This is a genomic window from Nonomuraea sp. NPDC050227 (assembly GCF_044459705.1).
In the GTDB taxonomy this organism is placed as follows: Bacteria; Actinomycetota; Actinomycetes; order Streptosporangiales; family Streptosporangiaceae; genus Nonomuraea.
This window is the reverse complement of record NZ_JBITJF010000003.1, coordinates 737,403-759,811: the sequence shown is the minus strand read 5'-3', so window position 1 is coordinate 759,811 and position 22,409 is coordinate 737,403. Positions and strand designations below refer to the sequence as shown.

The window sequence follows — 22,409 nt, the reverse complement described above, 5'->3', positions numbered from 1 at the left end:
TGGTCCGTATGTCTATACAAAGAGATCACATTGCGGTAGAACCAGGCTAGCCCGTTGGTCTTGGAGGTATTCGATGAGACGTACCCCGATCGTGCTGGCGCTGGCCGGCGTACTCGCCCTGACCAGCTGTTCCTCCTCCGCCGAGCAGGGCGCGCAGAGCGCCGCGCCCGGCTCGGCCGCCGCCCCGGCGGCCGGCGGCGGCAGCTTCGCCGTCATCACCCACGGCGGCGCCGGGGACGCCTTCTGGGACGTGGTCAAGAACGGCGCCGAGGCCGCCGGCAAGCAGTACGGCGTCAAGGTCACCTACCAGGGCGACGGCGACCCCGCCAAGCAGTCGCAGCTCATCGACCAGGCCGTCGCGGAGAAGGTGGACGGCCTCGTCGTCTCCATGGCCAACCCCGACGCGCTCAAGGAGGCCGTCGGCAAGGCCGTCGCGGCGAAGATCCCGGTCGTCACCATCAACTCCGGGGCCGACTCCTCCAAGGCGTTCGGCGCCCTCACCCACGTCGGCCAGTCCGAGGACGTGGCCGGGCGCGGCGCCGGCGAGCAGCTCAAGGCCGCGGGCGTCACCAAGCTGCTGTGCGTCGTGCACGAGGCCGGCAACGTCGGCCTCGACCAGCGCTGCAAGGGCGCCGAGCAGACCCTGGGCGGCACGGTCGAGCGCCTGCAGGTGGACGTCGCCAACCTGGCCGACGTCACCTCCAAGGTCACCGCCAAGCTGCAGTCGGACAAGCAGGTCAACGGCGTGCTCGCGCTCAACCCGGCGGTCGCCGTGGCGGCCAGGGACGCGATCAAGGACTCGGGGTCGCAGGCCAAACTCGCCACCTTCGACCTGTCGGGCGACGTGGTCGCCGCGATCAAGGACGGCGAGATCCTGTTCGCCGTCGACCAGCAGCAGTACCTGCAGGGCTACCTGCCGATCACGTTCCTGAAGCTGTACAAGGACAACCTCAACACCGTCGGCGGCGGGCTGCCGGTCAACACCGGGCCCGGGTTCGTCACCAAGGACAACGCCGAGCAGGTGGCCAAGCTGGCCGAGGCGGGCACCCGATGAGCGGCCGCCGGGACGCGGCCGGGGACGAGGCCGGGCACGGGGAGGGCCGCCGATGACGGCCGCTCCCGCGCGGGCCGACGAGCGGGTCGCCCGCGTCGGCCTGGCCCGCCGCCTGATCGTCCGGCCCGAGCTCGGCGCCGTGGTGGGGCTGGTGGTGGTGTTCGCGTTCTTCGCCGCGCAGTCGGAGGTGTTCCGCTCGCCGGCCGGGATCGCCAACTGGCTCGACCCGGCCGCCACGCTCGGGATCATGGCGGTCGCGGTGGCGCTGCTCATGATCGGCGGCGAGTTCGACCTGTCGGCGGGCGTGCTGACCGGCACCAGCGGGCTGATCCTGGTCACGCTGGCCACCCGTTACGGGTTCGGCGTGTGGCCGGCGATGCTGGCCGGGCTGGTCGTGGCGCTCGCCGTGGGGTTCGCCAACGGCCTGGTGGTGACCCGGACGAAGCTGCCCAGCTTCATCGTCACGCTGGGCACGTTCCTCATGCTGCAGGGCGTCAACCTCGGCGTCACCAAGGCCGTCACCGGGACCGTGCAGGTCGGCGGCCTGCGCCGGGCGGCCGGGTTCGACGGCGCCAGCGCGCTCCTCGCGGGCACGATCCAGATCGGCGGCGCGTCGTTCCGGGTGGCGATCCTGTGGTGGATCGCGATCACCGCGCTGGCCACGTGGGTGCTCATGCGCTCCCGGCCGGGCAACTGGATCTTCGCCGTGGGCGGCGACGAGCAGGCCGCGCGGGCGGTCGGGGTGCCGGCGGCCCGGACGAAGATCGCGCTGTTCATGACCACGGCGGTGGCCGCCTGGCTGGTCGGCTCGATCCTGGCGCTGCGCTACACCTCCGTCCAGGCCAACATCGGCATCGGGCAGGAGTTCGTCTACATCATCGCGGCCGTCATCGGCGGCTGCCTGCTGACCGGCGGGTACGGCTCCGCCGTCGGCGCCTCCATCGGCGCGGTGATCTTCGGCATGGCCGACAAGGGCATCGTGTTCCTGGGGTGGGACGCCGACTGGTTCAAGTTCTTCCTCGGGGCCATGCTGCTGCTCGCCACGCTGGCCAACCGGATGGTCCGGCGCTACGCCGAGGAGGTGCGGCATTGATCCTGCAGACCCGCGACATCGGCAAGACGTTCGGCTCGGTGCTGGCCCTGCGCGGGGTGTCGATGGGCGTGGAGGCGGGCTCGGTCACCTGCGTGCTCGGCGACAACGGGGCCGGCAAGTCCACGCTCATCAAGATCCTGGCCGGGGTGCACCAGCACGACACGGGGACGTACCTGGTGGACGGCGCCGAGGTGCGCTTCGCCGGCCCGCGCGAGGCGCTCGACCGCGGCATCGCCACCGTCTACCAGGACCTGGCGATGATCCCGCTCATGTCGGTCTGGCGGAACTTCTTCCTCGGCTCCGAGCCCCGCAAGGGGCTCGCCTTCGACGTGGCCAGGGCCCGCCGGGTGGCGGCGGAGGAGCTGCGCGCCATGGGCATCGACATCCGGGACGTCGACCAGCCCGTCGGCACGCTGTCGGGCGGCGAGCGGCAGTCGGTCGCCATCGCCAGGGCCGTGCACTTCGGCGCGCGGGTCCTCATCCTGGACGAGCCCACCTCGGCGCTGGGCGTCAAGCAGGCGGGCGTGGTGCTGCGCTACATCGCCCGCGCCCGCGACCGGGGGCTCGGCGTGGTGTTCATCACCCACAACCCGCACCACGCCTACCCGGTCGGCGACCGGTTCCTGCTGCTCAACCGCGGGACCAGCATGGGCGAGTACGCCAAGTCCGACATCGGCAAGGACGAGCTGACCGCGCTGATGGCCGGCGGCGCGGAGCTGGCGGAGCTGGACCACGAGCTCCGGCGCGAATGAGCACCGCTTGATCGGAATTTGACGAAACCGGGCGATCGGATCGAGGTAGGCCAAGGCAGGAACCGGGGTGGACCACACTGACGACCGGGGGCGGCCACCGTGACGACGATGATCAGCAAGCAGATCGTGCTGGAGAAGGCGGCGCAGGAGTTCGCCGACGCCAACGCCAAGCGGCCCTTCATCTATGAGCTGCCGCCCGAGCAGGGCCGCGAGGTCCTGGAGAAGCTGCAGTCCGACCCGAGCGTGCCCAAGCCGGAGATCGACGAGGAGTGGATCCAGGTCCAGGGCGGCCCGACGGGCATCGTGCCGGTGCGCATCGTCAAGCCCAAGGGCGCCACGGGCACGCTGCCGGTCATCTTCTACATCCACGGCGCGGGCTGGGTGTTCGGCTCGGCGCACACGCACGACCGGCTCGTGCGCGAGCTGGCCGTGCGGACCGGCGCCGCCGTCGTCTTCCCCGAGTACGACCGCGCGCCCGAGGCGAAGTACCCCACGCAGATCGAGCAGAACTACGCCGCCGCCCAGTGGGTGGCCGAGCACGGCGCGGAGAAGGGCCTGGACCCCTCCCGCATGGCCGTGGCCGGGGACTCGGTGGGCGGCAACATGTCGATCGTGCTCACGCTCATGGCCAAGGAGCGCGGTGACGTGCGGCTGCTCGGCCAGGTGCTGTTCTACCCCGTCACGGACGCGAACTTCGACACCGAGTCCTACAAGCAGTTCGCCACGGGCTACTACCTCAACCGGGACGGCATGAAGTGGTTCTGGGACCAGTACACGACAGATCCGGCGCAGCGCGCGGAGAGCCACGCCTCGCCGCTGCGCGCGAGCGACCAGGAGCTGCGCGGCCTGCCGCCGGCCCTGGTGCTGAACGGCCAGGCCGACGTCCTGCGGGACGAGGGCGAGGCGTACGCGGCCCGGCTGCGGGAGGCGGGCAACGACGTCACGGCGGTCGAGCTGGCGGGGATGGTGCACGACTTCGCCATGGTGGACCTGCTGCGCGACACCAACGCCAACAAGGCCGCCATGAGCCTGGCGGTCACCAAGCTGCGCGAGTGGCTGAACGCCTGATCTACAACGTAAAGACGCCCGCGTTCCACGCTGCCCATACGGTGAGAAAGAACCATATTTCTCCACCAAGACAAAGGAGTACGGAAGCGTGGCACGCGACGCTGTCTGGGCCGTTATTACCGGCATGTACGACGCCTACGCGCGAGGCGACAGGCAGGGCATCGACCGGCTCCTCCACCCGGAGGCCACGATCTGGGACTCCGCCGAGCCCGGCCTGATCACCAGCAGGCGGCAGCTCGAAAGAGTGCGCGACGCACGGCCGTCGGACGGCCCGGCGGAGACCTCCGTCCGGGCCATCGACGAGATCGTGGACGTGTGGGGCGACACCGCCCTGGCCCGGTACCTGCTGCAGGTGGACTTCGAGCACGGCGACCCCGAACTCGTCCGGACGACCAGCGTGCTGCGCCTGGTGGACGGCGAGTGGAAGATCGTCCACGTGCACGAGAACACGCTCAGCTCGTGCACCAGGCCGCACACGGACGACGCGCGCGCGGACACGCCCTGACGACCTGACCGGGCGCGGGCGCGCCACGCGGGGCCCGGCACAGCGACCCGGCAGTGCGCCGCGCACAGCCGGGCCGGCTCCGGCCGGGCGTCGCGCACACCGAGGCGGAAGGGGGACGGCCCTATGGTGCGGCAATACTTCGCGCCCCCCTCCGAGGAGCTTGTATGACCGCCACCGACGCACCGACGCTCCCCATCGGGGCGGCGTTCGACCGGATGCCGTTCTCCCGCCGGCACGTGCTCATCGCGCTCGCCCTGTTCATCGCCTTCGTCATCGAGTCCTGGGAGCAGCTCGCCCTGGTCTACGTCTCCGGCGACCTCGGGCCGGCGTTCGGCATCGACGAGGCCGGGATCGGCGTCGTGCTGTCGGCGGTGGCGTTCGGCATGATCCCCGGCGTGCTGGTCTGGGGGCCGCTCGCCGACCGCGTCGGGCGCCGGCCGACCGCGTTCTGGTCGCTGCTGGCCTACGGCGTGATCGCGTTCGCCTCGGCGTTCGCGCCGAACATGGCGACCCTGGTCGCGCTGCGCGTCTGCTCCGGGCTCGCGCTGGCCGGGGTCTACACGATCACCTTCCCGCTCTTCCTGGAACTGCTGCCGACCAGGCACCGGGGCCGGGCCGCGGTCTACCTGTCGATCGGCTGGCCCATCGGCATGCTGGCGGCCATCGCCGCCTCGGTGACGCTCGGCGGGCTCGGCTGGCACGTCGTGGTCATCGCCAGCGCGGCGGCCGGGCTGTGGGCGTTCGCGATCAGGGCGTGGGTGCCCGAGTCGCCGTACTGGCTGGCCGCCCGCGGACGGCAGGAGGAGGCGCGGGCCGTGCTGCGCGTCCTGGGCAGCCCCGACGCCGAGGCCACGTTCACGATCGCCGGAACGGTGGCCGGCGCGCGGGCCGGCAACCCCATGGACCTGTTCCGCGGCCGGCTGGCCCGGATCACCGTGCTCATGCTGCTGCTCAACTTCGTCTTCAACTGGGGCTACTGGGGGCTGCAGACCTGGCTGCCGACGCTGCTGCAGGCCAAGGGGCTGTCGCTGTCGGCCTCGCTCGGCTTCGCCGCGCTCAGCGCGCTGATGATGATCCCCGGTTACGTGAGCGCGTCCCTGCTGACCGGCCGGTTCGGCCGCAAGAAGGTCTTCCTGTTCTACGTGGTCGCCGCCGTGCTGGGCGGCCTGTGGTTCGCCACCGCGAGCAGCCTGACCGGCCTGTACCTGGGCAACTTCGTCCTGTCGTTCTTCAGCCTGGGCGCGTGGGGCGTCTGGAACACCTGGAACGGCGAGTTCTACCCGACCGCCCTGCGCGGCACCGGCTACTCCTGGGCCACGGCCTCCCAGCTCGTGGCCACCACGGTCGCGCCGTCGGCCGTGGGCGCGCTGCTGGCCCACGCCACCGGCTTCACCGCGACGATGCTGGTGATCAACGCGTTCATGGTGGCCACGGCGCTGCTGGCCATGCCGCTGCCCGAGACCGAAGGGCGCGAGCTGGAGTGATCCTCGGCGTCGCGCTGGACGGGCCGTCGCCGGCGGTGGTGGCCGTCGGCGACGGCGCTCCGCTGTCGCAGGCCGTACGCGCCTGCGTGGCGGTCGACCTCGACGGGATCCCCCGCGCGCCGGTGGCCGCGATCCGCGTCGGCGGACCGTGCCCGCCGGTGCTGCGGCCGGTGGCCGACCCGGGGGTGGCCACGATCGTGCGCGGCGGGCACAGCCTGACCGGCCGCCCGCTGGCGCCGCTGGACACCGGCGCGGTACGCGAGTTCGCCGCCGGCTGCGGCCTGGTCGACTTCGCGGTGACGGCGACCGGCTCGCCGATGCTGGCCGACCACGAGCTGGCGGTGGCCGCGATCATCGCCGCCGAGGTGCCCGCGGCCAGGATCACGCTGTCGTACGAGTTCGGCCGCCCCGGCCTGCGGGAACGCGAGGCGCACGCGATCCGGAACGCGGCGCTCGGCCCCGAGGCGGGCCGGATCGCCGACCGGGTGGCGCGGGAGCTGCCCGGGGTGCCGGTGTTCTTCGCCCGCACCGGCAGCGGCCTGGTGTCGGCGCACTACTTCCGCAGGTTCCCGCGGGCCTGCGACCGCGGCGGGACGACCAGCCTGCGCCGCGGCCGGGCCGCCCTGGCCACGGCGGACGTCCCGGCGCCGTTCCAGGTGGTCGAGTCCGCGGGCGAGGACCTGCTGGCCGCGGCCTACGGCGCGGCGCTCGCCCGTCCCGAGGCGCAGGTGGAGCGCATCGTGCAGGCCCGCGGCCGGGCCGAGCTGGACCGGGCGCTGCAGGACGCCAGGGACGAGGCCCTGACCCGCGTGGTCAGCGCCGGCGCCGCGCCCGGCTTCGCCCGGATCGCCGAGACCACCGTCAACCCGCTGTCCTACCTGCCCGACGGCTTCTACCGGGTGCGCGTCACGGCCGAAGGCGCGACGCCGTGACCCGGCGCGTCGGCCCCGAAGAGCTGCGCCGCTTCTCGGCCGGGTCGCGGCTGTTCGCCACGGGCGCGGGCGAGTCCTCCTACGGCCTCACCCTGGCCTGGGCGGAGTCGGTGCTCGGCGACGGCGTCGAGCTGGCCGCCGCGCGCGAGCTGGACCCGGGGACGTTGTGCATGGTGGTCAGCCTGGTCGGGTCCACGACCGCGCTGGGCGAGCAGCTGCCCGCGGGCGACGAGCCCGTACGGGCGGTGCGGGCGCTGGAGCGGCGGCTGGGGGAGCGGGCCGGAGCCGTGGCGGCGCTCAACCTGGCGGCCGAGAACGCGCTGATCCCGCTGGTCGCCGCGGCGGCCCTGGGCGTGCCGCTGGTCGACGGCGACGGGACGGGCCGGGTGTTCCCGCTGGTGGAGCAGACGACGTACAGGCTGGGCGGGCTGAGCGCGTCCCCGCTGGCGCTGGCCGGGGCGTCGGGGGAGCTGGTGCTGCTGGAGACCGCGGGCGGCCGGGTGGAGGAGCTGCTGCGTCCCGTCGTGCTGGCGGTGGGCGGGTGGGCGGTGGCCGCCTGCTACCCGATGGCGGCGCGGGACCTGGCCCGGGTGCTGGTGCCGGGCACGGTCAGCCTGCTGCTGGCGGCCGGGGTGCCCGGCGCGCCGCGCTCGGCGGCCGCCCCGTACGGGGTGCGCACGCTGTGCGCGGGCCGCATCCTGGCCGTCGAGGGCAGCACGGGGCACGGCGCCGACGTGGCCATGCCCTCGCTGCCCTCCAGCATCGTGGTGCAGGAGACGGGCGGCCTGCGCAGGCTCGTCCGGCTGGAGGCGCACAACGAGATCGTGCTCGCCCTGGCCGACGGGGCGCCGGTGGCGATGGCGCCGGACCAGATCTGCATGATCTCGTCCGCCGACGGCCTGGTCGTGGACGTCGACAAGGCGGCGCCCGGCATGGAGGTGGAGGTCATGGTGGTCAAGGCCGCGCCGGTCTGGCACACGGACGCGGGGCTCGCGCTGGGCGGGCTGCGGGCGTTCGGGATCCCGTTCGAGCAGCGGGCGGAGTCGCCGTGAGCGGCCTGCGCGAGCCCGGCTGGGAGGCGCCGGTCACGGTGGCGGAGCTGGTCAACACCGGCCCGCTGGCCGGGGCCAGGATGTACGGCGGCGGCGACAACCCCGTGCACCAGGTCCGCATCGTGGACGACCTGTCGGTGTTCGGCGCGGTGACGCCGCACACGGCGGTCGTGCTGATCGGCGCGGCGGCCGGCGGCGGCTGGGCGGTCGAGATGGCCATGCGCCGGGCCTGGGAGCAGGCGGCGGCCTGCGTGATCGCGCCGTCGGGCGGCCTGAGCGCCGGGTCGGGCGAGGTGCTGGCCGAACGGCTCGGCGTCACCCTGATCTTCGTGGACGAGGACCCGCTGATCGTCGCCGTCCGGGTGGCCTCGGCGGCCTCCAGGCCGGAGGCGGCCCGCACCCAGCTCGTCGCCCGCTGCGCGACCCGGCTGGCCGACGCGGGCCCCTCGGCGCGGCGGGTGCTCGGGGTGCTCAACGCCGAGCTGCCCGGCACGTCGGTGGCCTTCCTCGACCGGTACGGCCTGCACGTCGCCGGCCGCCAGAGCGCCACCCGCGCGCCGGGCGAGCACGAGCCGGCCCGGCCGCCGGGGTCCCGGTGGGCGGCCGAGGTCGAGGTGCCCGGTCAGGAGGGCCCGGCGCTCGGGACGCTGGTGGCCGCCGGCACGTCCCGCTCGCCCGGCTGGCCCGCGGTGGTGCGGACCGTGCTGGGCCTGGCGGTGGCCCCGCTGGCGGCGTGGGCGGCCCAGGAGCGCCTGCGCGCCTCGCGTGACTTCGCGCTGCAGTCGGCGCTGGCCCGGCGGCTGCTCGCGGCGGGCCGGCCGGCCCACGAACCGGCCGGCGACGGCGGCATCTGGCTGGAGGGGGCGCCGGCCGAGGCCGTGGCGCTGGGATGGGGGGTGCGCGGCACGCTGACCGCCTACCACGTCCGCCCGATGGGGGCGCTGGCCGACGACGGGCCGCTGGTGCAGGCGCTGGTCACCGCGGCGCTGGGCCAGGTGCCGGTGCTGCGGCGCGGCGAGGGCTGGGCCGGGTGGTCGCCGGAGCCGCCCGGCGAGCTCGCCGAGCACCTGCGGCGCTGCGTGCACGGCATGCCCTGGCCGTGCGCGGCCGGGGTGGGCGCGGCGGCGGAGGGGCTGGAGGCGGTGGGGGAGTCGCTGCTCGGCGCCGAGGCGGCGGCGTTCGTGGCCGGCGCGGGCACGGTGGCCCGCGCCGACCGGATGGGACCGGCCGAGCTGCTCGGCGCGCTCCCGGCGGGGGTGCTGCGCGCGCCGGCGACCGTCGTGCTCCAGCCGCTGCTGGCCGTCGACAAGGACGGCACGCTGCTGGTGACGCTGGCCGCCGTCCTGGACGAGGGCGGCGCGCTCAAGGCCGCCGAACGCCTGGGCGTGCACCGCAACACGGTCACCACCCGCCTGGACCGCATCAAGGCCGCCGGCTTCGACCTGGACGACGCCGCCACCCGCCTGGCGCTGCAGCTCGCCTGCCACGTGCTGCTGCGCTGAGCCGGGCGGCGGCGTCGCCGGGTCAGTAGCCCCTGGTGAGGTGGACGCCCGCGCCGACCTTGCGCTGCTTCCCGACGCCGTCGAGGAGGTTGCCCGAGGAGGCGATCGACATCGACTCGCCCTCGCCCTTGGCCAGCAGGATGCCGGTCTCTTGCTTGGTGCCGTGGCCGACGACGGTGTTGCCGGTGATCGCGGCGTGGCCCGCGCCGTAGTTGACCGCGTCCAGCGCCAGGTAGACGAAGTCCACGCCGTCCGGGAGCGGGCCGGTCGCGGCGATCTTGCGCTCGGGCGGCGCCGCGCCGCTCTGGCGGGCCTTGCGCAGCTCGGCCAGCGCGTTCGGCGGCGGCAGGAACTTGTGCACGCGGTTGCCGGTGATCGTGGTGGCGGCGTCGCCCTGCAGGTCGCAGCGGATGCCGTAGTACGTCTGGCCGGCCGTGCTCTCGGCGCCGAAGTCCTCGATGTAGTTGTCCTGGATCGAGGTGCCGAAGCAGCGGTGGGCGTCGATGGCGTTCTTCGGCGTCCCGTACAGGTGCAGGCCGCTCATCGTCCAGCCGGCCGCGTTGTCGCTCTGGATGGCGCTGGTGCCGCTGAAGCCGATCCAGGAGCGCTGCAGCGTCCAGTCGGTGACGGAGTTGCCCGGGTCGACGACGCGGATCCCGGCCTCGGCGGCGCCTTCGATGTAGACGTCGCTGATGACGCTGTTGACCATGGTGTTGCGCAGCGTCGTGCCGTTCCTGGACGGATTGCTGATGCGGATGCCGTCGGACGGCGTGCCGTAGATGTCCACGTCGTAGACGCGGGTGTTCCACGAGCGCAGCAGCAGGCCGACCGTGCCGGTGTTGTGGTCGCGGTTGCCGTCGATGGTCAGCCGCTCGACCCGCACGCTCTCGCCGCTGAACTCGGTGTCCTCCAGCCAGCCCTTGGAGGCCAGCACGGCGGGCAGGTTGGCGCCGTCGGCCTGCTTGAGCACCGTGCCGGCCTTGGCGTCGCCCCGGTAGGTGCGCCGGTCGGCCAGGCTGATCGTGGCGTTGATCAGGCACGGCCCCTTGATGACGATCTCGTCGCCGTCCTTGGAGGAGTCGATGGCGGCCTGGATCGCCGCGGCGTCGCCGGGGGCGTCGGAGCAGGCGGCCTCCACCCTGTCGGCCGAGGCGGGCGCGGCCGGCGTCAGCACGGCGACGCCGGCCAGGCCCGCGGCGAGCGCGGCCGAGCCCGCGAGCAGGCGCGTTCGTAACGCAGTCATGAGAGTCCCCTCGTGAAGATGGTCATGACGGGGACACAGCCTCCCCAGGCTTCGCGTGCCCCGCGTTGTCGATCATCTTCACAGACCGGAGAACAATCCGTGCGATTTTCGGTCGAATGCGGATCAGTTCGTGATCATGCCCTCGGCCAGGTCGGCCGCCCGCGCCAGGGGGGAGCGCCGGTCGGCCGGGCCGTAGCCGCCGCCTCCGCCGGACTCGCAGCGCAGCACGTCACCGGCCGACACCGGCAGGGCGTTGACCTTGAGCATCCGGCGCTCGCCCGCCGTGCCCGGATTGAGCGTCACCCGTGGGGGAGCGCCCGCCGCTCCGCCGGCCAGGCCCCACGCGGGCGTGACCGAGCGCTCGAACCACAACGACAACGAGGTGTCGCCGCAGAACTCGTACTCCCGCACCACGCCGTTGCCGCCGCGCCACTGACCGGCGCCGCCGGTGTCCGGACGCATCTCGTAGCGGCGCACCCGGACCGGGAACAGCGTCTCCAGCACCTCGATCGGCATGTCCCGCAGCGAGCCGTTGACGTTGTTGATCAGGCACGACTCGCCGTCGCCGCCCTCCCACGCCCCCCAGCCGCCGACCGTGGCCTCCTGGGAGACGTACAACTTCCCGGTACGCGGGTCGGTCCCGGTGAACTGCACGATCATCGAGTCCCCGTACGAGGCCGCCGCCGCCTTGCCCGGCAGCGCCGGGGCCAGCGCCTTGACCACCAGGTCGATGAGCAGCCCGAGGTGGGAGTAGTAGTACTGGCAGGCGGCCGGCGACCGCGCGGCCAGCATCGAGCCCGGCCGGGTCTCGACGCTCAGCGGGCGGAAGGAGCCGCCGTTGAGCGGCACGTCCCCCGACACCAGCAGCTTGTACCCCACCCGCACCGCCGCAACGGCCTGCGCCGCGCCGCAGTTGACCGGCCCGCGGGCCTGGTCGGCGCAGTCGGTCAGGTCCACGTGCATCGACTCGCCCGACACCGTGACCCGCACGTTCACCGGCAGCGGCGTGGCCAGGTCGACGCCGTCGTTGTCGAGGAAGCCGGACGCCTCGTACACGCCGTCGGGGATCGCGGCGATGGCCTGGCGTTCCATGCGCTCGGTCTGGGCGAAGATCTCGTCCCGGGCGGCCATGACCGTCTCCAGGCCCCAGCGCGAGACGATCTCCTGCAGCCGCCGCTGGCCGGTCATCGCGCAGCTCACCTGGGCCCGCATGTCGCCGAGCGTGGCGTGCGGGAAGCGCACGTTGCGGGCGATCACCTCGTGCAGGTCGCGGCACGGCCGCCCGCCCGCGTACACCTTCACCGGGCCCAGCCGCAGGCCCTCCTGGAAGATCGAGGTGGAGTCCATCGAGCCGCCCGGGTCCTTGGAGCCGACGTCCAGCCAGTGGGCGCGCGAGGCGGCGAACCCGGCCAGCTCGCCGCCGGCGAAGATCGGGCCGTAGACGGTGACGTCGTTGAGGTGGGTGCCGCCGACGTAGGAGTCGTTCAGCACCCACACGTCGCCCTCCTGCCACACCTCGCGGCCGTACATGCGCTCGGTCTCGCGGGTGCACACCTCCAGGTTGCCCAGGAAGATCGGCAGGCCGGACGACTGCCCCAGCACGTTGTGGTCGCGGTCGAGCAGCGCCACCGCGCAGTCCTTGGCCTCGTAGATCACCGGCGTGTACGAGCTGCGGATCAGCGTGGTGTTCATGTCCTCGGCCGCCTGCAGCAGAGCGCACCGGATGATCTCTGTGGTAACCGCGTCGATCATTGGGTCGATCACTGGACGTCCACCTTCACGATGAGGAAACCGTTGTCGTCGACGGCCGCCAGGCAGCCCGGCGGGATGACCGTGGTCGCGGTCTCCTCGACCACGATCGCGGGCCCGGCGAACGAGCCGGACAGGCCCGCCCGCCGCAACACGGGCGTGCGGTGCACCACCCCGTCGAAGATCACGTCCCGGACGTTCCCCGACGTCTCCTCGCGCGGATCGGCGGCCCCGGCGGCGGCGCGCGGGAACGAGCCGAACCCGGTGCTGCGCAGCATGACGAACTCGACCGGCGCCTCGGGGGTGGCGTGGCCGTACCGGCTGGTGTGCGCCTCGGCGTAGCGGGCCGCGACCGCGGCGAGGAAGCCCGGCTCGCCCGGCTCGGCGGCGTCGCGCAGCGGGACGGTGAGCGTGTAGTCCTGGCCCTCGTAGCGCATGTCCACGGCGTGCTCGACCCGGCGGCGCTCCTCAGGGACGCCCTGCCCGGCCAGCGCCTCCAGCGCCTCCCGCTCCAACGTCGCCAGATGCCCGGCCATGTCGTCGCCGTCGAGCGTGTCCTGCGGCCGGAAGTACGGGTGCGTCAGGTCCCGCCGCACGTCCGCCTCCAGCATGCCCCAGGCCGAGAACGCCCCCGGGAAGCGCGGCACGACCACCTCGGAGATGCCCAGCTCGCGGGCGATGAAGACGGCGTGCATCGCGCCCGCGCCGCCGAAGGCGACCAGCGCGAACTCCCGCGGCTCCACCCCGTGCTCGACCGTCAGCGTGCGGATCGCCTGGGCCATCTTGGCGTTGGCCACGTCGCACACGCCCTCGGCCAGCCGCAGCGGGTCCAGATCCAGCTCCCGCGCCAGCGTGACCACGGCCGCGCCCGCGGCCTCCTCGTCCAGCGTCATCAGCCCGCCCGCGAACCAGGCCGGGTCCACCCGGCCGAGCACCACGTTCGCGTCGGTCACGGTGGGCTGGGTGCCGCCCCGGCCGTAGCAGGCCGGGCCCGGCACGGCCCCGGCCGACTCCGGGCCGACGCGCAGCGCGCCCGCCTCGGCGTAGGCGATCGAGCCGCCGCCCGCGCCGATGGTGTGCAGGTTCACGATGGGCATGAGCACCGGGTAGCCCTCGATGCGGGCCTCGGCGCTGACGTCGGGCCGCCCGTTCACCACGAGCGAGACGTCGAAGGAGGTGCCGCCCATGTCCACGCAGATCGCGTTCTCCCGGCCCAGCATGCGGGCCGCGGCCACGCCGCCCATCGTGCCGCCGACCGGCCCCGACAGCAGCGTCTGCAACGGCCGCCGCATCGCGTACGAGGCGTTGACCAGCCCGCCCGACGACTGCATCACGTGCACCGGCACCGACAGGCCGCGCTCGGCGAAGCGCCGCTCGATCCTGGCCAGGTACCTGCGCACGACCGGCCCGGTGTAGGCCTCCAGCACCGCCGAGGAGGTGCGCTCGTACTCGCGCCACTCGCGCGCGACCTCGTGCGAGAGCACCACGAGCACGTCCTCGCCCAGCTCGGCCCGCAGGATCTCGCCCGCGCGCAGCTCGTGCGCGGGGTCGGCGAAGGAGAACAGCAGGCACACGGCGACGGCGTCGAAACCCTCCTCGCGGGCCCGCCGCGCGGCCCGCCGCACCGCCTCCTCGTCGAGGGGTTCCAGCTCGCGGCCCCGGTGGTCGAGGCGGCCGCCGGCCTCCATGACGTCCTGGCGCGGCACGAGCGGCGACGGCTTGCGGTAACGCAGGTCGAACATGCGGTCGCGGTTGCCGCGGGCGATCCGGTAGACGTCCCCGGCGCCCCGGCTCGCCAGCAGCAGCACCCGCGCGCCCTTGCGCTCCAGCAGGGCGTTCAGTCCCTGCGTGGTGCCGTGCACGAAGAAGGAGATGGCCGCGGGGTCGTCCACGACCCGGCCGAGCGCGGCGAACACGCCCTCGGCCAGGTCCCCCGGCGTGGTGGGCGCCTTCGAGGCGGTGACGGCCCCCGTGCGCTCGTCGTAGCAGACGACGTCGGTGAAGGTGCCGCCGATGTCCATGGCGACGCGATAGGTCATGCGCCGCACCGTACGCGCGCGGCGGCGCCGCGATCATGGGCGTCCTGCACAGGGACGGGACGCCGCCCGTGCATCGCGCTCAACCGGGTGCGCCCGCCCAAAAATCTACAACGTAAAGGCGGTAGCCTGGCAGGCGTGTCCCAGTCGTACCTCACCCTCGCGACCGGCGTCGAGCACGAGACCGAGGTGCGCCGCTCCCGGTTCGTCTGCGCGCTGGCCCCCGCCCGTACCGTCGAGGAGGCCGCCGCCTTCATCGCCGCCCGCCGCCGCGAGCACGCCGGCGCCACCCACAACTGCACCGCGTACGTGATCGGCGGGCGGCTGCAGAAGGGCGACGACGACGGCGAGCCCGGCGGCACGGCGGGCACGCCGATGGTCCAGGCGCTGGTCGGCCGGGGGTTCAACGACGTGGTCGCGGTGGTCACGCGCTATTTCGGCGGCGTCCTGCTGGGCGCGGGCGGGCTGGTGCGCGCCTACGGGGGAGCGGTGACCGAGACGCTCGACCTGGTGGAGCCGGTGCGGATGGTCCCGGCCAGGCTGGTGAGCGTCTCGGTGGCCCACGACCAGGCCGGCCGGGTGGAGAACGACCTGCGCGCCTCCCGCTACGCGCTGCGCGAGGTGACCTACGCGGCCGGGGTGACGTTCTCGGTGGCGGTGGGGGAGGACGAGGTGGCGGCGTTCGGCGAGTGGGTGGCCGCGCTGACGGCCGGCCGGGCCCGCGTCGAGGTGGGCGAGGGCGTGCACGTGCCCGGCTGAGGCCGCTCAGCCCTCCAGGGCGTACTGCATGACGCGGAACTTGGCCTGGGCCTCGGCCAGCTCGGCGGCCGGGTCGGAGTCGCCCATGATGCCGCCGCCGGCGAACAGCCGGGCGCGGTTGCCCTCGATCAGCCCCGAGCGCAGGGCGATGCCCCATTCGCCGTCGCCGTGGGCGTCGATCCAGCCGACCGGGCCCGCGTAGCCGGCGCGGTCCATGCCCTCCAGCTCGCGGATGACCTTGATGGCGGTGTCGGTCGGGGTGCCGCCGACGGCGGCGGTGGGGTGCATGGCGGCCACCACGTCGAGCACGGACGCGCCGTCGGCCAGCCGCCCGGTGACGTGGCTGGCCAGGTGCTGGACGTTGGGCAGCACGAGGAGTTCGGGCTCGTCGGGGGTGTGCAGGGAGGAGCAGAGGGGGGCGAGGGTCTGGCGCACGGAGGCGATGGCGCACTCGTGCTCGTGGCGGTCCTTCTGGGAGGCGAACAGCGCGGTGCCGCGGGCGACGTCGTCGGCCGGGCCGGTGCCGCGGGCGGTGGTGCCGGCCAGGACGAGGGACTCGATCTCCTGCCCGGTGCGGCGGATGAGCAGCTCGGGGGTGGCGCCGACGAGGCCGGCCACGGAGAAGGTGTAGCACTCGGGGTAGCGCCGGGCCAGCCGGGTCAGCAGCAGTCGCACGTCGATGGGGTGCTCGGCGGTGGCGAGCAGGTCGCGGGCGAGCACGACCTTCTCCAGTTCGCCGTCGCGGATGCGGCGGGCGGCCCGGGCGACGACGTGCTCCCATTGGGGGGCGGTGAGGCTGCCGTCGCCGTAGCTGATGCGGCCGGGCTCGCGGATGGGGCTGAACGTCTCCAGCGGGGCCTCGCCGACGGTGGTGAGCCAGGCGCGGCCGCCGCGGCGGGCGAGCACGGCGCGGGGGACGACGAGCACGGATCCGGGGGCGTCCTCGTCGAAGGTGAAGCTGCCGAAGGCGACGGGGCCGGAGCCGGAGCCGGGGGCGCGCCCGGCGTCGTCGGCGGGCGCGTCGCCGAGGACGGTGCGCAGCCACTCGCGAGCCCAGGCGAAGCGGCCGGGGCCCGGCGGCACGGCGACGCGGGCGGCCTGGCCCCATCCCACCAGGCCCTCGCCGTTCCTGATCCAGGCGTAGGGCGCCGTCTTCGGGAGGGATGCCAGCAGGTCACCGGGGTCGCCGACAGGGGTGGTGCGAACCGGTAGCGGGCGGGTTGTTCCGAGCGCGACACTCACTCAAGACACTCTATGCGGGAACTGAACACGTTCGACTCGGACCCCCGTGAATGCGGTGTTACTGCCCACGAGCCAGGAAATAACCGGATCTTGACGTTCATTGGGGGCGCCCAGCTCGCGGAGGCACTGTCAAGCGGCGATAGGAAGACGGTCCTGAAATGGCAGACCTCGCCTGAAGGTCATGGTGCGTCCTTGATCGACTCCCTACCTTTGGGGCCATGATCGGTCGCCTGTCCCCTGTCGTCACCGCCGTCCTCGTCCTGGCCGCTTCGGGCCCCGCGCAGGCTGTCGTCGCAGCTCAGCCCGTCCCTGAGACGATGGCGGCGCTGGGCGACTCGATCTCCACGGGCTTCAACTCCTGCGGCTGGTACGTCTCCTGCGCGGCCCGTTCCTGGGCGGCCGGCGACAACGCGCAGGTGGTCAGCCACTACCTCCGGCTGCGGGGCCTGGCTGGAACGCTCCACCGGGAGAACTTCGCGGTGCCGGGCTCGACGAGCGCCGACCTGCTCGGCCAGGTCAACCAGGCGATCGCGGCGAAGGCCGATTATGTGACGATCCTCATAGGCGCCCAGGACGCGTGCAAGCGCACCGAGCGGGAGATGACGCCGGTCGCGCTCTACCGCCGGCGCATGGACGCCGCGCTGTCGGCCCTGCGTGCCGGCATGCCGCAGGCCAGGGTGTTCATCGCCAGCGTGCCCGACCTGCGGCGGTTGTGGCAGGTCGGCAAGGGCAACCCGCTGGCCCGTACGTTCTGGACCGTCGGGAGGATCTGCCAGACCATGCTGGCCGACCCGGCCTCGGTGAAGAAGGCCGACGTCGAGCGGCGGGCCCGGGTGCGGGCGCGGGTGATGGCCTACAACAGGGAGGCGGCGTTGGCGTGCGAGGCGATGGGGCCCTCGTGCGACACCGACGAGGGCGCGATCTTCTCCTTCCCGTTCACGCTCGACCACGTCAGCAAGTGGGACTTCTTCCATCCCAACCTCGCCGGGCAGAAGGCGCTGGCCGAGCAGACGTTCGAGCACGGCTTCGTCTGGGAGGACCCGCGCTAGCCCCACCCGGGTGAGTGGCCGCCTTCCGGCGCGCGGGAAGAAAAGCCGCGTACGCCGCGAAGGATGGGTGAAAGCAATGATCACCCACCGGAAGGCACACTCATGACGGAGACGGGCACATGACCGCCGACGTGGGCGAGCAGGTGACCGACGCCGACCTCGTCGCCGGCTACCGGCGGAACCCTGAGCTGTTCACCGCCGTGTATGACCGGTATTTCCGTGACGTCTACCGGTACGTGGCGGGACGCCTGGGCGCCCAAGCGGCCGAGGACGTCGCGGCCGAGACGTTTCTGCTGGCGTTCGACCGGCGTGACCGTTTCGCGCTGGAAAAAGGTGCTCTGCGGCCCTGGCTGCTCGGCATCGCCACGAACCTGGTGGCCCGGCATCGGCACAAGGAGGCCCGCCGGTACAAGGCGCTGGCCCGGCTGGACCCCGTGCCGGTCGTGGAAGGGCACGAGAACCGGGTCGTCACCGCCGCGACCGCGCAGCCGTACCTGGCCATGGCGCTCGCCTCGCTGAACGGCGGCGAGCGTGACGTGCTGCTGCTCCTGGCGCTGGGCCAGCTCAGCTACCTCGAGATCGCCCAGGCGCTCGGCATTTCCCTCGGCACGGTCGGCTCACGCCTCAGCCGGGCCCGCGCCAAGATCCACGCCCTCACCGACAAGGAGACCCCTCATGCGTGACCTGGAAGAGATCGCCGCTTTGCTGGACGAGCCTGAGCCGTCCGCCGAGACGGTCGCGCGCGGCAGGGAGCGCCTGCAGCGGCGGGTGCCGGCGGGCCGGGCGCGCCGGCGTGCCGGCTGGTTCGTCCCGGGAGTGGCCCTGGCCGCCGCCGGTGCCGTCGCCGCGGTCGTGTTCGCCACGGGGGCGCCCACGAACGACGGCGCACCGGTCACGGGCAAGGAGGTCCTGCTCATGGCCGCCGTCCGCGCGGAACGCACGCCCCAGGGCTCCGGGACGTACTGGCACGTCACGCGCCGGTGGCTCTCGTCGGACGCCCCGCCGATGGAGAGCTGGACCAGGCGCGACGGCAAGCGCTGGACCAGGGCCGTGCCGGGGGATCCCGCCGGCGCCGTCATCCAGGCGCCGGAGGGGCAGACGCTCAGGCTCAAGGGCGCCGAGGTGAGCTTCGAGGAGCTCGAAGGGCTGCCGACGGACCCCGAGGCGCTGAAGGCGTCGCTCGTCGCCCGCAAGGGTCAGGAGAGGGACATGACCGGGTCAGAGATACGCGGCGATCCCACCCTCACCCTGCTGGCGCTGATCACGGACCTGCCGGCGCCCGGGGAGGTCCGCTCGGCGGCGTTCCGCGCGCTCGCCGCGACACCGGGGGTGGAGAACGCGGGCGCGGTCGAGGGCGGTCAGCATCTGCGCATTCCCGACCCCGATGGCGACACGGACATCGAACTGGTCGTCGATCCCGAGGAGGCCCGGGTGGTCCGCGCCAACCTCGTCCTCGTCGACGACGGCGGCCTGGCGTTCAGCGCCCAATTCATCTCCGTGACCACCGAGTGGACGGACCAGCTTCCCGCGGTGCAGAGCTGAGGCGGGATGCCGTGAGCCCCGCGGGTGATCGCGACCGCTGACGGTCCTCCTCTCCCGCACGCGTCCGCCCCCCGGGCTGGAAGGCCCGGGGGGCGGACGCGTCGTGATTCAGCTTTCCGGCCGTACGGGTCAGCCCACGGCGTAGGCGCGGGTCACGGTCTGGGTGACGCCGTTGCCCGCCTTGTCGGTGACGGTCGCGCGCAGCGAGACGTGTCCCGCGGTGGCGGGGTTGTCCAGCTGTGCCGTCCAGCCCGATCGGCTCGCCCGGACGTGCACCGGCCGCCACGTCCTGCCGTCGTCGGCGGACGCCTCCAGCTTGATCGAGGAGACCGCCGCCCTGGCGGCGCCGGGAGCGCGTTCGACCTGGATCGGGACGGTGGTCCGTGATCCCGGCCTGGCGCGGTTGGCGTCACCGAGGCCCTGGGGCGCGTAGCGCACGGCCATCAGCGGCAGCGGCTCGGGCTTCGCCGTACGGGCCGAGCGGAAGGTCCAGACGGCGTCGACGCCGGTGGACAGCTCGGCCTGCGATCGCCGGGTGGAGGCGGTCAGGGTGTAGGCGGTGTCGGCCTGCGGCAACGTGGCGGTGAGCGTGCACTCCGCGCCGGGGTAGGGCAGGCAGCCGGTGATGCCGGTCGTGGCGATCTGCTTGCCGTTCCCGGTCAGGGTGAGGGTGCCGGTCGCGGTCGCGTCCATGCCGGTGCGTCCGGCGACGCCGCTGCTGTACAGCCCGTGGGCGGGGAAGGCCAGGGTGTCGCCGGCCCGGCTGCCGCCGGAGGCGGCGAAGGAGGGGCCGGTCACCGCGGCGTTCCAGACCTGGGTGAAGTTCCTGTCGCGCACCGGGCCGGTGCCGAGCTCGGTCAGGCCGCCCGTGATGAACTCGTCGTTCCACGCGAATCCCGGGGTGAGGTACCTTGTCACGCTGCTCGGCAGCGGGATGTCGTCCCAGATGCCCAGTCCTGGCGAGAGGGCGTCGCCGGGCGGCACCGGCCCCGTGATCAGCGTGCCGGTGGCGCCCGGGACGGTCGAGCGGTAGGTCTCGGTCGCCTTGACCAGGTCCCGGGTCCGCGCGGCGTACCCGGGGGCGTCGGGGAAGCCGTCCGTCCTGTGGTCGACGAGGTCGTAGCGGTACGGGCTGGGCGTCGTGTCCTTCTTGGTCCACGTGGTCTGGGCCAGGTAGGTGAGCCCCGGCTGCCGCACCGGGACGACGTAGAAGCCGCCGGAGTAGCCGAACGCGCTCATCGCGGTCCTCCAGGGCCCGTTGGCCACGGAGAGGGCGAATCCGGGACCGGGGACGGCGGTGGGCTCGTCCACCGTGAACGTGATCCGCTTCGCCTGGCGGCCGTCGACCGTCAGCGACACGTCGGCGTCGCCGACCTCGAACGGCCGGTGCGCGAGCGTCAAGCTGCGCTCCGCCCTCCCGAGGATCTCGGTGTAGAGGTTCCAGCGTCCCTTCGGCAGCCTGATCCTGGCCGTGCCGCCGTGGAAGACGAGGTTGCGCGGCGCGCCGGTCGCCTGGTCGTAGACGACGCCCTGCGCATAATCGGTGGCGGCCCCGTCCCTGTCCTGGACGGTTACCGTGACGTCATGGGACTCCGGCTCCACGTAGGCCCCGGCCGGGGTGCGGACCACCGTGTCGCCGGCCGTGGCGGTGACGATGCCCGGATGGTCGCCGGGGCCCTTGCCCTCGGCGTCGATCGTCACCGCGACCGAGGCCTGCCCGCCCGCGGGCACCTCCAGTCGTTGCGGCGACAGCGTGAGCACGTCGGAGCCGGCCGCGAGGTCCAGGGTGACGGGCGTGGCCCCGGTGTTGCTGTAGGTGATCTTCCCGGTGGCCCGCCGCTCGCCCGGCCGGTCCCAGGGGAAGGCGGCCCACACGCCGGTGGGAGTGGCGATCACCTCCTGGGCCAGCGAGCGGAGCACGTCCACCCGCCCGGTGCCCTGCTGGTACGGCGTGGCGCCGTCGGTTGGCCGGGCACTGCCGACGAGCGCCGCCTTGAGCTGCTGCCCGCTCCAGTCGGGATGGCGCTGGGCGAGGATGGCCGCCGCTCCCGCCACGTGCGGACTGGCCATCGACGTGCCGCTCATCGCCACGTGGGTTCCGTCGGCGGTGCCCGCCGCGGCGGCGGCCATGATGTCCACGCCGGGGGCGGTGACGTCCGGCTTGACGGCGTGGTCGCCGATCCGCGGGCCCGTGCTGGAGAAGTCGGCCACCTGGTCGGAGCGGTCCACCGCGCCGACGGTCAGCGCGGCGTCCGCGCTGCCGGGGCTGCTCACGCTGCCCCCGCTCTGCTCGCCCTCGTTGCCCGCGGCCGCCACGAACAGGGTGCCCGTGGCCTGCGAGAGGGTGTTCACGGCCTGCTCGATCGGGTCGAGGCCGGCTTCGTCGGGGCCGCCGAAGCTCATGTTGACGATCTTGGCCTTGACCTCCGTGGCGGCCCACTCCATCCCGGCCAGGATCGCGGAGTCGCTGATCTGCGTGCCCAGCTTGCCGAAGGCGATGCGGGCTCCCGGCGCCACGCCGCGGTACTTCTCGCCGGCGCCGGCGATGATCGAGGTGACGTGCGTGCCGTGCCCGAGTCGATCAGTCATGTCAGGCTCGTCGGAGAAGTTCCGCGACTGGGTGACCACGTCCTTCAGGTCGGGATGCGTGGGGTCGTACCCGCTGTCGAGCACGGCGACCGTGACGCCCTGTCCGGTGAATCCCCGCTGCCACGCCTCGGTCGCGCCGATCTGCCTGGTGCTGCGGTCCAGGGTGTAGGCACGCCGGCCGTCGAGCCAGATCCTGCCCTTGCCCGCGGCCAGCGTGGACGCCCCGCCGAGCAGGCTCCGCCACGCCTGGCCCGCGCCCTTCTTGGCCACCCGCTGGGCCGTCATGTCGAGGGCGGCCAGTCGCCGGGTGGTGGCCGCGCCGCGCAGCGCGGGGGCGCTTCCCCGCGGCGACTGGGTGATCAGCGGGATGTCGGGCGTGTCCGCGTCGCCGTAGCGCCAGGCGAGCAACTGGGTGACGTCGAACAGCCGCTCGTCCAGCACCCCCTGGGCGACCAGGGGCGCGGCGTCGGACGGGACGACGTACAGGTGCCCGGCGCGGTAGCCGGAGGAGAAGTGCACCTCCCGGGCCGTGCCCGGCTCCACCCGGAAGCTCCTGCCCGTCACCACGACCCGGTCGCCGGTGAGCAGCGTCACACTGCCCGCCGGGCCGGAGCGCGGCTCACCGGGACGTGCCTGGCCCGCCTCGGCCGTGCCGGTTCCCGTTGTCGCGCCCATACCCAGCGTGCCTGCCAGGACCGCTGCCAGCAGTCCTTTGCCTAACGTCATTGATCCTCGCAAGAAGAGAAGACGATCGCTTT

At 73.4% G+C, this 22,409-nt stretch carries 18 protein-coding genes; 13 read left to right on the top strand and 5 right to left on the bottom strand.

Features of this window, described 5'->3' with window-relative positions; translation table 11 throughout:
• The first annotated feature begins 73 nt into the window (after positions 1-73).
• The 9 genes from ACIBK9_RS15785 to ACIBK9_RS15745 all read left to right on the top strand — a co-directional run bounded on the left by ACIBK9_RS15785 (position 74) and on the right by ACIBK9_RS15745 (position 9,442).
• Positions 74-1,054: a sugar ABC transporter substrate-binding protein gene (locus ACIBK9_RS15785; RefSeq protein ID WP_397158675.1), complete on the top strand. Its 981-nt coding sequence runs from the start codon at positions 74-76 to the stop codon at positions 1,052-1,054.
• A 52-nt stretch (positions 1,055-1,106) separates the two neighbouring features.
• Positions 1,107-2,147 (top strand): ABC transporter permease, encoded by a 1,041-nt coding sequence (locus ACIBK9_RS15780; protein ID WP_397158673.1) that lies wholly within the window; start codon positions 1,107-1,109, stop codon positions 2,145-2,147.
• Positions 2,144-2,899 carry an ATP-binding cassette domain-containing protein gene (locus ACIBK9_RS15775; protein WP_364341843.1) on the top strand — a complete coding sequence of 252 codons (756 nt, stop codon included), beginning with the start codon at positions 2,144-2,146 and terminating at the stop codon, positions 2,897-2,899. Before ACIBK9_RS15780 ends, ACIBK9_RS15775 begins: the two co-directional genes overlap by 4 nt.
• Before the next feature lie 108 nt (positions 2,900-3,007).
• Entirely contained in the window at positions 3,008-3,967 is a 960-nt protein-coding gene (locus ACIBK9_RS15770; RefSeq protein ID WP_397158671.1) for an alpha/beta hydrolase, read from the top strand.
• An 88-nt stretch (positions 3,968-4,055) separates the two neighbouring features.
• The gene (locus ACIBK9_RS15765) at positions 4,056-4,472 is read left to right on the top strand and encodes a nuclear transport factor 2 family protein (RefSeq protein WP_358299091.1); all 417 of its coding nucleotides are present in this window, start codon (positions 4,056-4,058) and stop codon (positions 4,470-4,472) included.
• A gap of 164 nt (positions 4,473-4,636) precedes the next feature.
• Entirely contained in the window at positions 4,637-5,956 is a 1,320-nt protein-coding gene (locus ACIBK9_RS15760) for an MFS transporter (protein WP_397158669.1), read from the top strand.
• Positions 5,953-6,888 carry a hypothetical protein gene (locus ACIBK9_RS15755; protein WP_397158667.1) on the top strand — a complete coding sequence of 312 codons (936 nt, stop codon included), beginning with the start codon at positions 5,953-5,955 and terminating at the stop codon, positions 6,886-6,888. Before ACIBK9_RS15760 ends, ACIBK9_RS15755 begins: the two co-directional genes overlap by 4 nt.
• Positions 6,885-7,940 carry a DUF917 domain-containing protein gene (locus tag ACIBK9_RS15750; protein ID WP_397158665.1) on the top strand — a complete coding sequence of 352 codons (1,056 nt, stop codon included), beginning with the start codon at positions 6,885-6,887 and terminating at the stop codon, positions 7,938-7,940. Before ACIBK9_RS15755 ends, ACIBK9_RS15750 begins: the two co-directional genes overlap by 4 nt.
• Complete coding sequence (locus ACIBK9_RS15745; RefSeq protein ID WP_397158663.1) at positions 7,937-9,442, top strand: PucR family transcriptional regulator; 1,506 nt, start codon at positions 7,937-7,939, stop codon at positions 9,440-9,442. Before ACIBK9_RS15750 ends, ACIBK9_RS15745 begins: the two co-directional genes overlap by 4 nt.
• 22 nt (positions 9,443-9,464) lie before the next feature.
• Here ACIBK9_RS15745 and ACIBK9_RS15740 read toward each other — a convergent pair whose 3' ends face one another.
• The 3 genes from ACIBK9_RS15740 to ACIBK9_RS15730 all read right to left on the bottom strand — a co-directional run bounded on the left by ACIBK9_RS15740 (position 9,465) and on the right by ACIBK9_RS15730 (position 14,473).
• Positions 9,465-10,685, bottom strand: a complete 1,221-nt coding sequence (locus ACIBK9_RS15740) for a right-handed parallel beta-helix repeat-containing protein (protein ID WP_397158661.1) — start codon at positions 10,683-10,685, stop codon at positions 9,465-9,467.
• Between the two features lie 123 nt (positions 10,686-10,808).
• Entirely contained in the window at positions 10,809-12,449 is a 1,641-nt protein-coding gene (locus ACIBK9_RS15735) for a hydantoinase B/oxoprolinase family protein (RefSeq protein WP_397158659.1), read from the bottom strand.
• Positions 12,446-14,473 carry a hydantoinase/oxoprolinase family protein gene (locus ACIBK9_RS15730; RefSeq protein WP_397158657.1) on the bottom strand — a complete coding sequence of 676 codons (2,028 nt, stop codon included), beginning with the start codon at positions 14,471-14,473 and terminating at the stop codon, positions 12,446-12,448. Before ACIBK9_RS15730 ends, ACIBK9_RS15735 begins: the two co-directional genes overlap by 4 nt.
• A 135-nt stretch (positions 14,474-14,608) precedes the next feature.
• On the opposite strand from ACIBK9_RS15730, the gene ACIBK9_RS15725 reads away from it, so the two are divergent.
• Positions 14,609-15,229 (top strand): YigZ family protein, encoded by a 621-nt coding sequence (locus ACIBK9_RS15725; RefSeq protein ID WP_352364154.1) that lies wholly within the window; start codon positions 14,609-14,611, stop codon positions 15,227-15,229.
• Between the two features lie 6 nt (positions 15,230-15,235).
• Here ACIBK9_RS15725 and ACIBK9_RS15720 read toward each other — a convergent pair whose 3' ends face one another.
• Positions 15,236-16,471 (bottom strand): isochorismate synthase MenF, encoded by a 1,236-nt coding sequence (locus ACIBK9_RS15720; RefSeq protein ID WP_397158654.1) that lies wholly within the window; start codon positions 16,469-16,471, stop codon positions 15,236-15,238.
• A 218-nt stretch (positions 16,472-16,689) separates the two neighbouring features.
• Between ACIBK9_RS15720 and ACIBK9_RS15715 the strand changes: the two genes are divergently transcribed.
• The 3 genes from ACIBK9_RS15715 to ACIBK9_RS15705 all read left to right on the top strand — a co-directional run bounded on the left by ACIBK9_RS15715 (position 16,690) and on the right by ACIBK9_RS15705 (position 19,062).
• Positions 16,690-17,520 carry an SGNH/GDSL hydrolase family protein gene (locus tag ACIBK9_RS15715; RefSeq protein WP_397158652.1) on the top strand — a complete coding sequence of 277 codons (831 nt, stop codon included), beginning with the start codon at positions 16,690-16,692 and terminating at the stop codon, positions 17,518-17,520.
• A 119-nt stretch (positions 17,521-17,639) separates the two neighbouring features.
• The gene (locus ACIBK9_RS15710) at positions 17,640-18,203 is read left to right on the top strand and encodes an RNA polymerase sigma factor (protein WP_397158650.1); all 564 of its coding nucleotides are present in this window, start codon (positions 17,640-17,642) and stop codon (positions 18,201-18,203) included.
• A complete protein-coding gene (locus ACIBK9_RS15705; protein WP_397158648.1) occupies positions 18,196-19,062 on the top strand; it encodes a CU044_5270 family protein in 867 nt (288 codons plus the stop codon). Before ACIBK9_RS15710 ends, ACIBK9_RS15705 begins: the two co-directional genes overlap by 8 nt.
• A 129-nt stretch (positions 19,063-19,191) precedes the next feature.
• Here ACIBK9_RS15705 and ACIBK9_RS15700 read toward each other — a convergent pair whose 3' ends face one another.
• A complete protein-coding gene (locus tag ACIBK9_RS15700; protein ID WP_397158646.1) occupies positions 19,192-22,377 on the bottom strand; it encodes a S8 family serine peptidase in 3,186 nt (1,061 codons plus the stop codon).
• Positions 22,378-22,409 lie beyond the last annotated feature (32 nt).

Bases quoted from the DNA above. Each gene is read 5' to 3' on its own strand.
- ACIBK9_RS15785 (WP_397158675.1), top strand. From the start codon at position 74: ATGAGACGTACCCCGATCGTGCTGGCGCTGGCCGGCGTACTCGCCCTG.
- ACIBK9_RS15780 (WP_397158673.1), top strand. From the start codon at position 1,107: ATGACGGCCGCTCCCGCGCGGGCCGACGAGCGGGTCGCCCGCGTCGGC.
- ACIBK9_RS15770 (WP_397158671.1), top strand. From the start codon at position 3,008: ATGATCAGCAAGCAGATCGTGCTGGAGAAGGCGGCGCAGGAGTTCGCC.
- ACIBK9_RS15760 (WP_397158669.1), top strand. From the start codon at position 4,637: ATGACCGCCACCGACGCACCGACGCTCCCCATCGGGGCGGCGTTCGAC.
- ACIBK9_RS15740 (WP_397158661.1), bottom strand. From the start codon at position 10,685: ATGACTGCGTTACGAACGCGCCTGCTCGCGGGCTCGGCCGCGCTCGCC.
- ACIBK9_RS15730 (WP_397158657.1), bottom strand. From the start codon at position 14,473: ATGACCTATCGCGTCGCCATGGACATCGGCGGCACCTTCACCGACGTC.
- ACIBK9_RS15715 (WP_397158652.1), top strand. From the start codon at position 16,690: ATGATCGGTCGCCTGTCCCCTGTCGTCACCGCCGTCCTCGTCCTGGCC.
- ACIBK9_RS15710 (WP_397158650.1), top strand. From the start codon at position 17,640: ATGACCGCCGACGTGGGCGAGCAGGTGACCGACGCCGACCTCGTCGCC.
- ACIBK9_RS15705 (WP_397158648.1), top strand. From the start codon at position 18,196: ATGCGTGACCTGGAAGAGATCGCCGCTTTGCTGGACGAGCCTGAGCCG.
- ACIBK9_RS15700 (WP_397158646.1), bottom strand. From the start codon at position 22,377: ATGACGTTAGGCAAAGGACTGCTGGCAGCGGTCCTGGCAGGCACGCTG.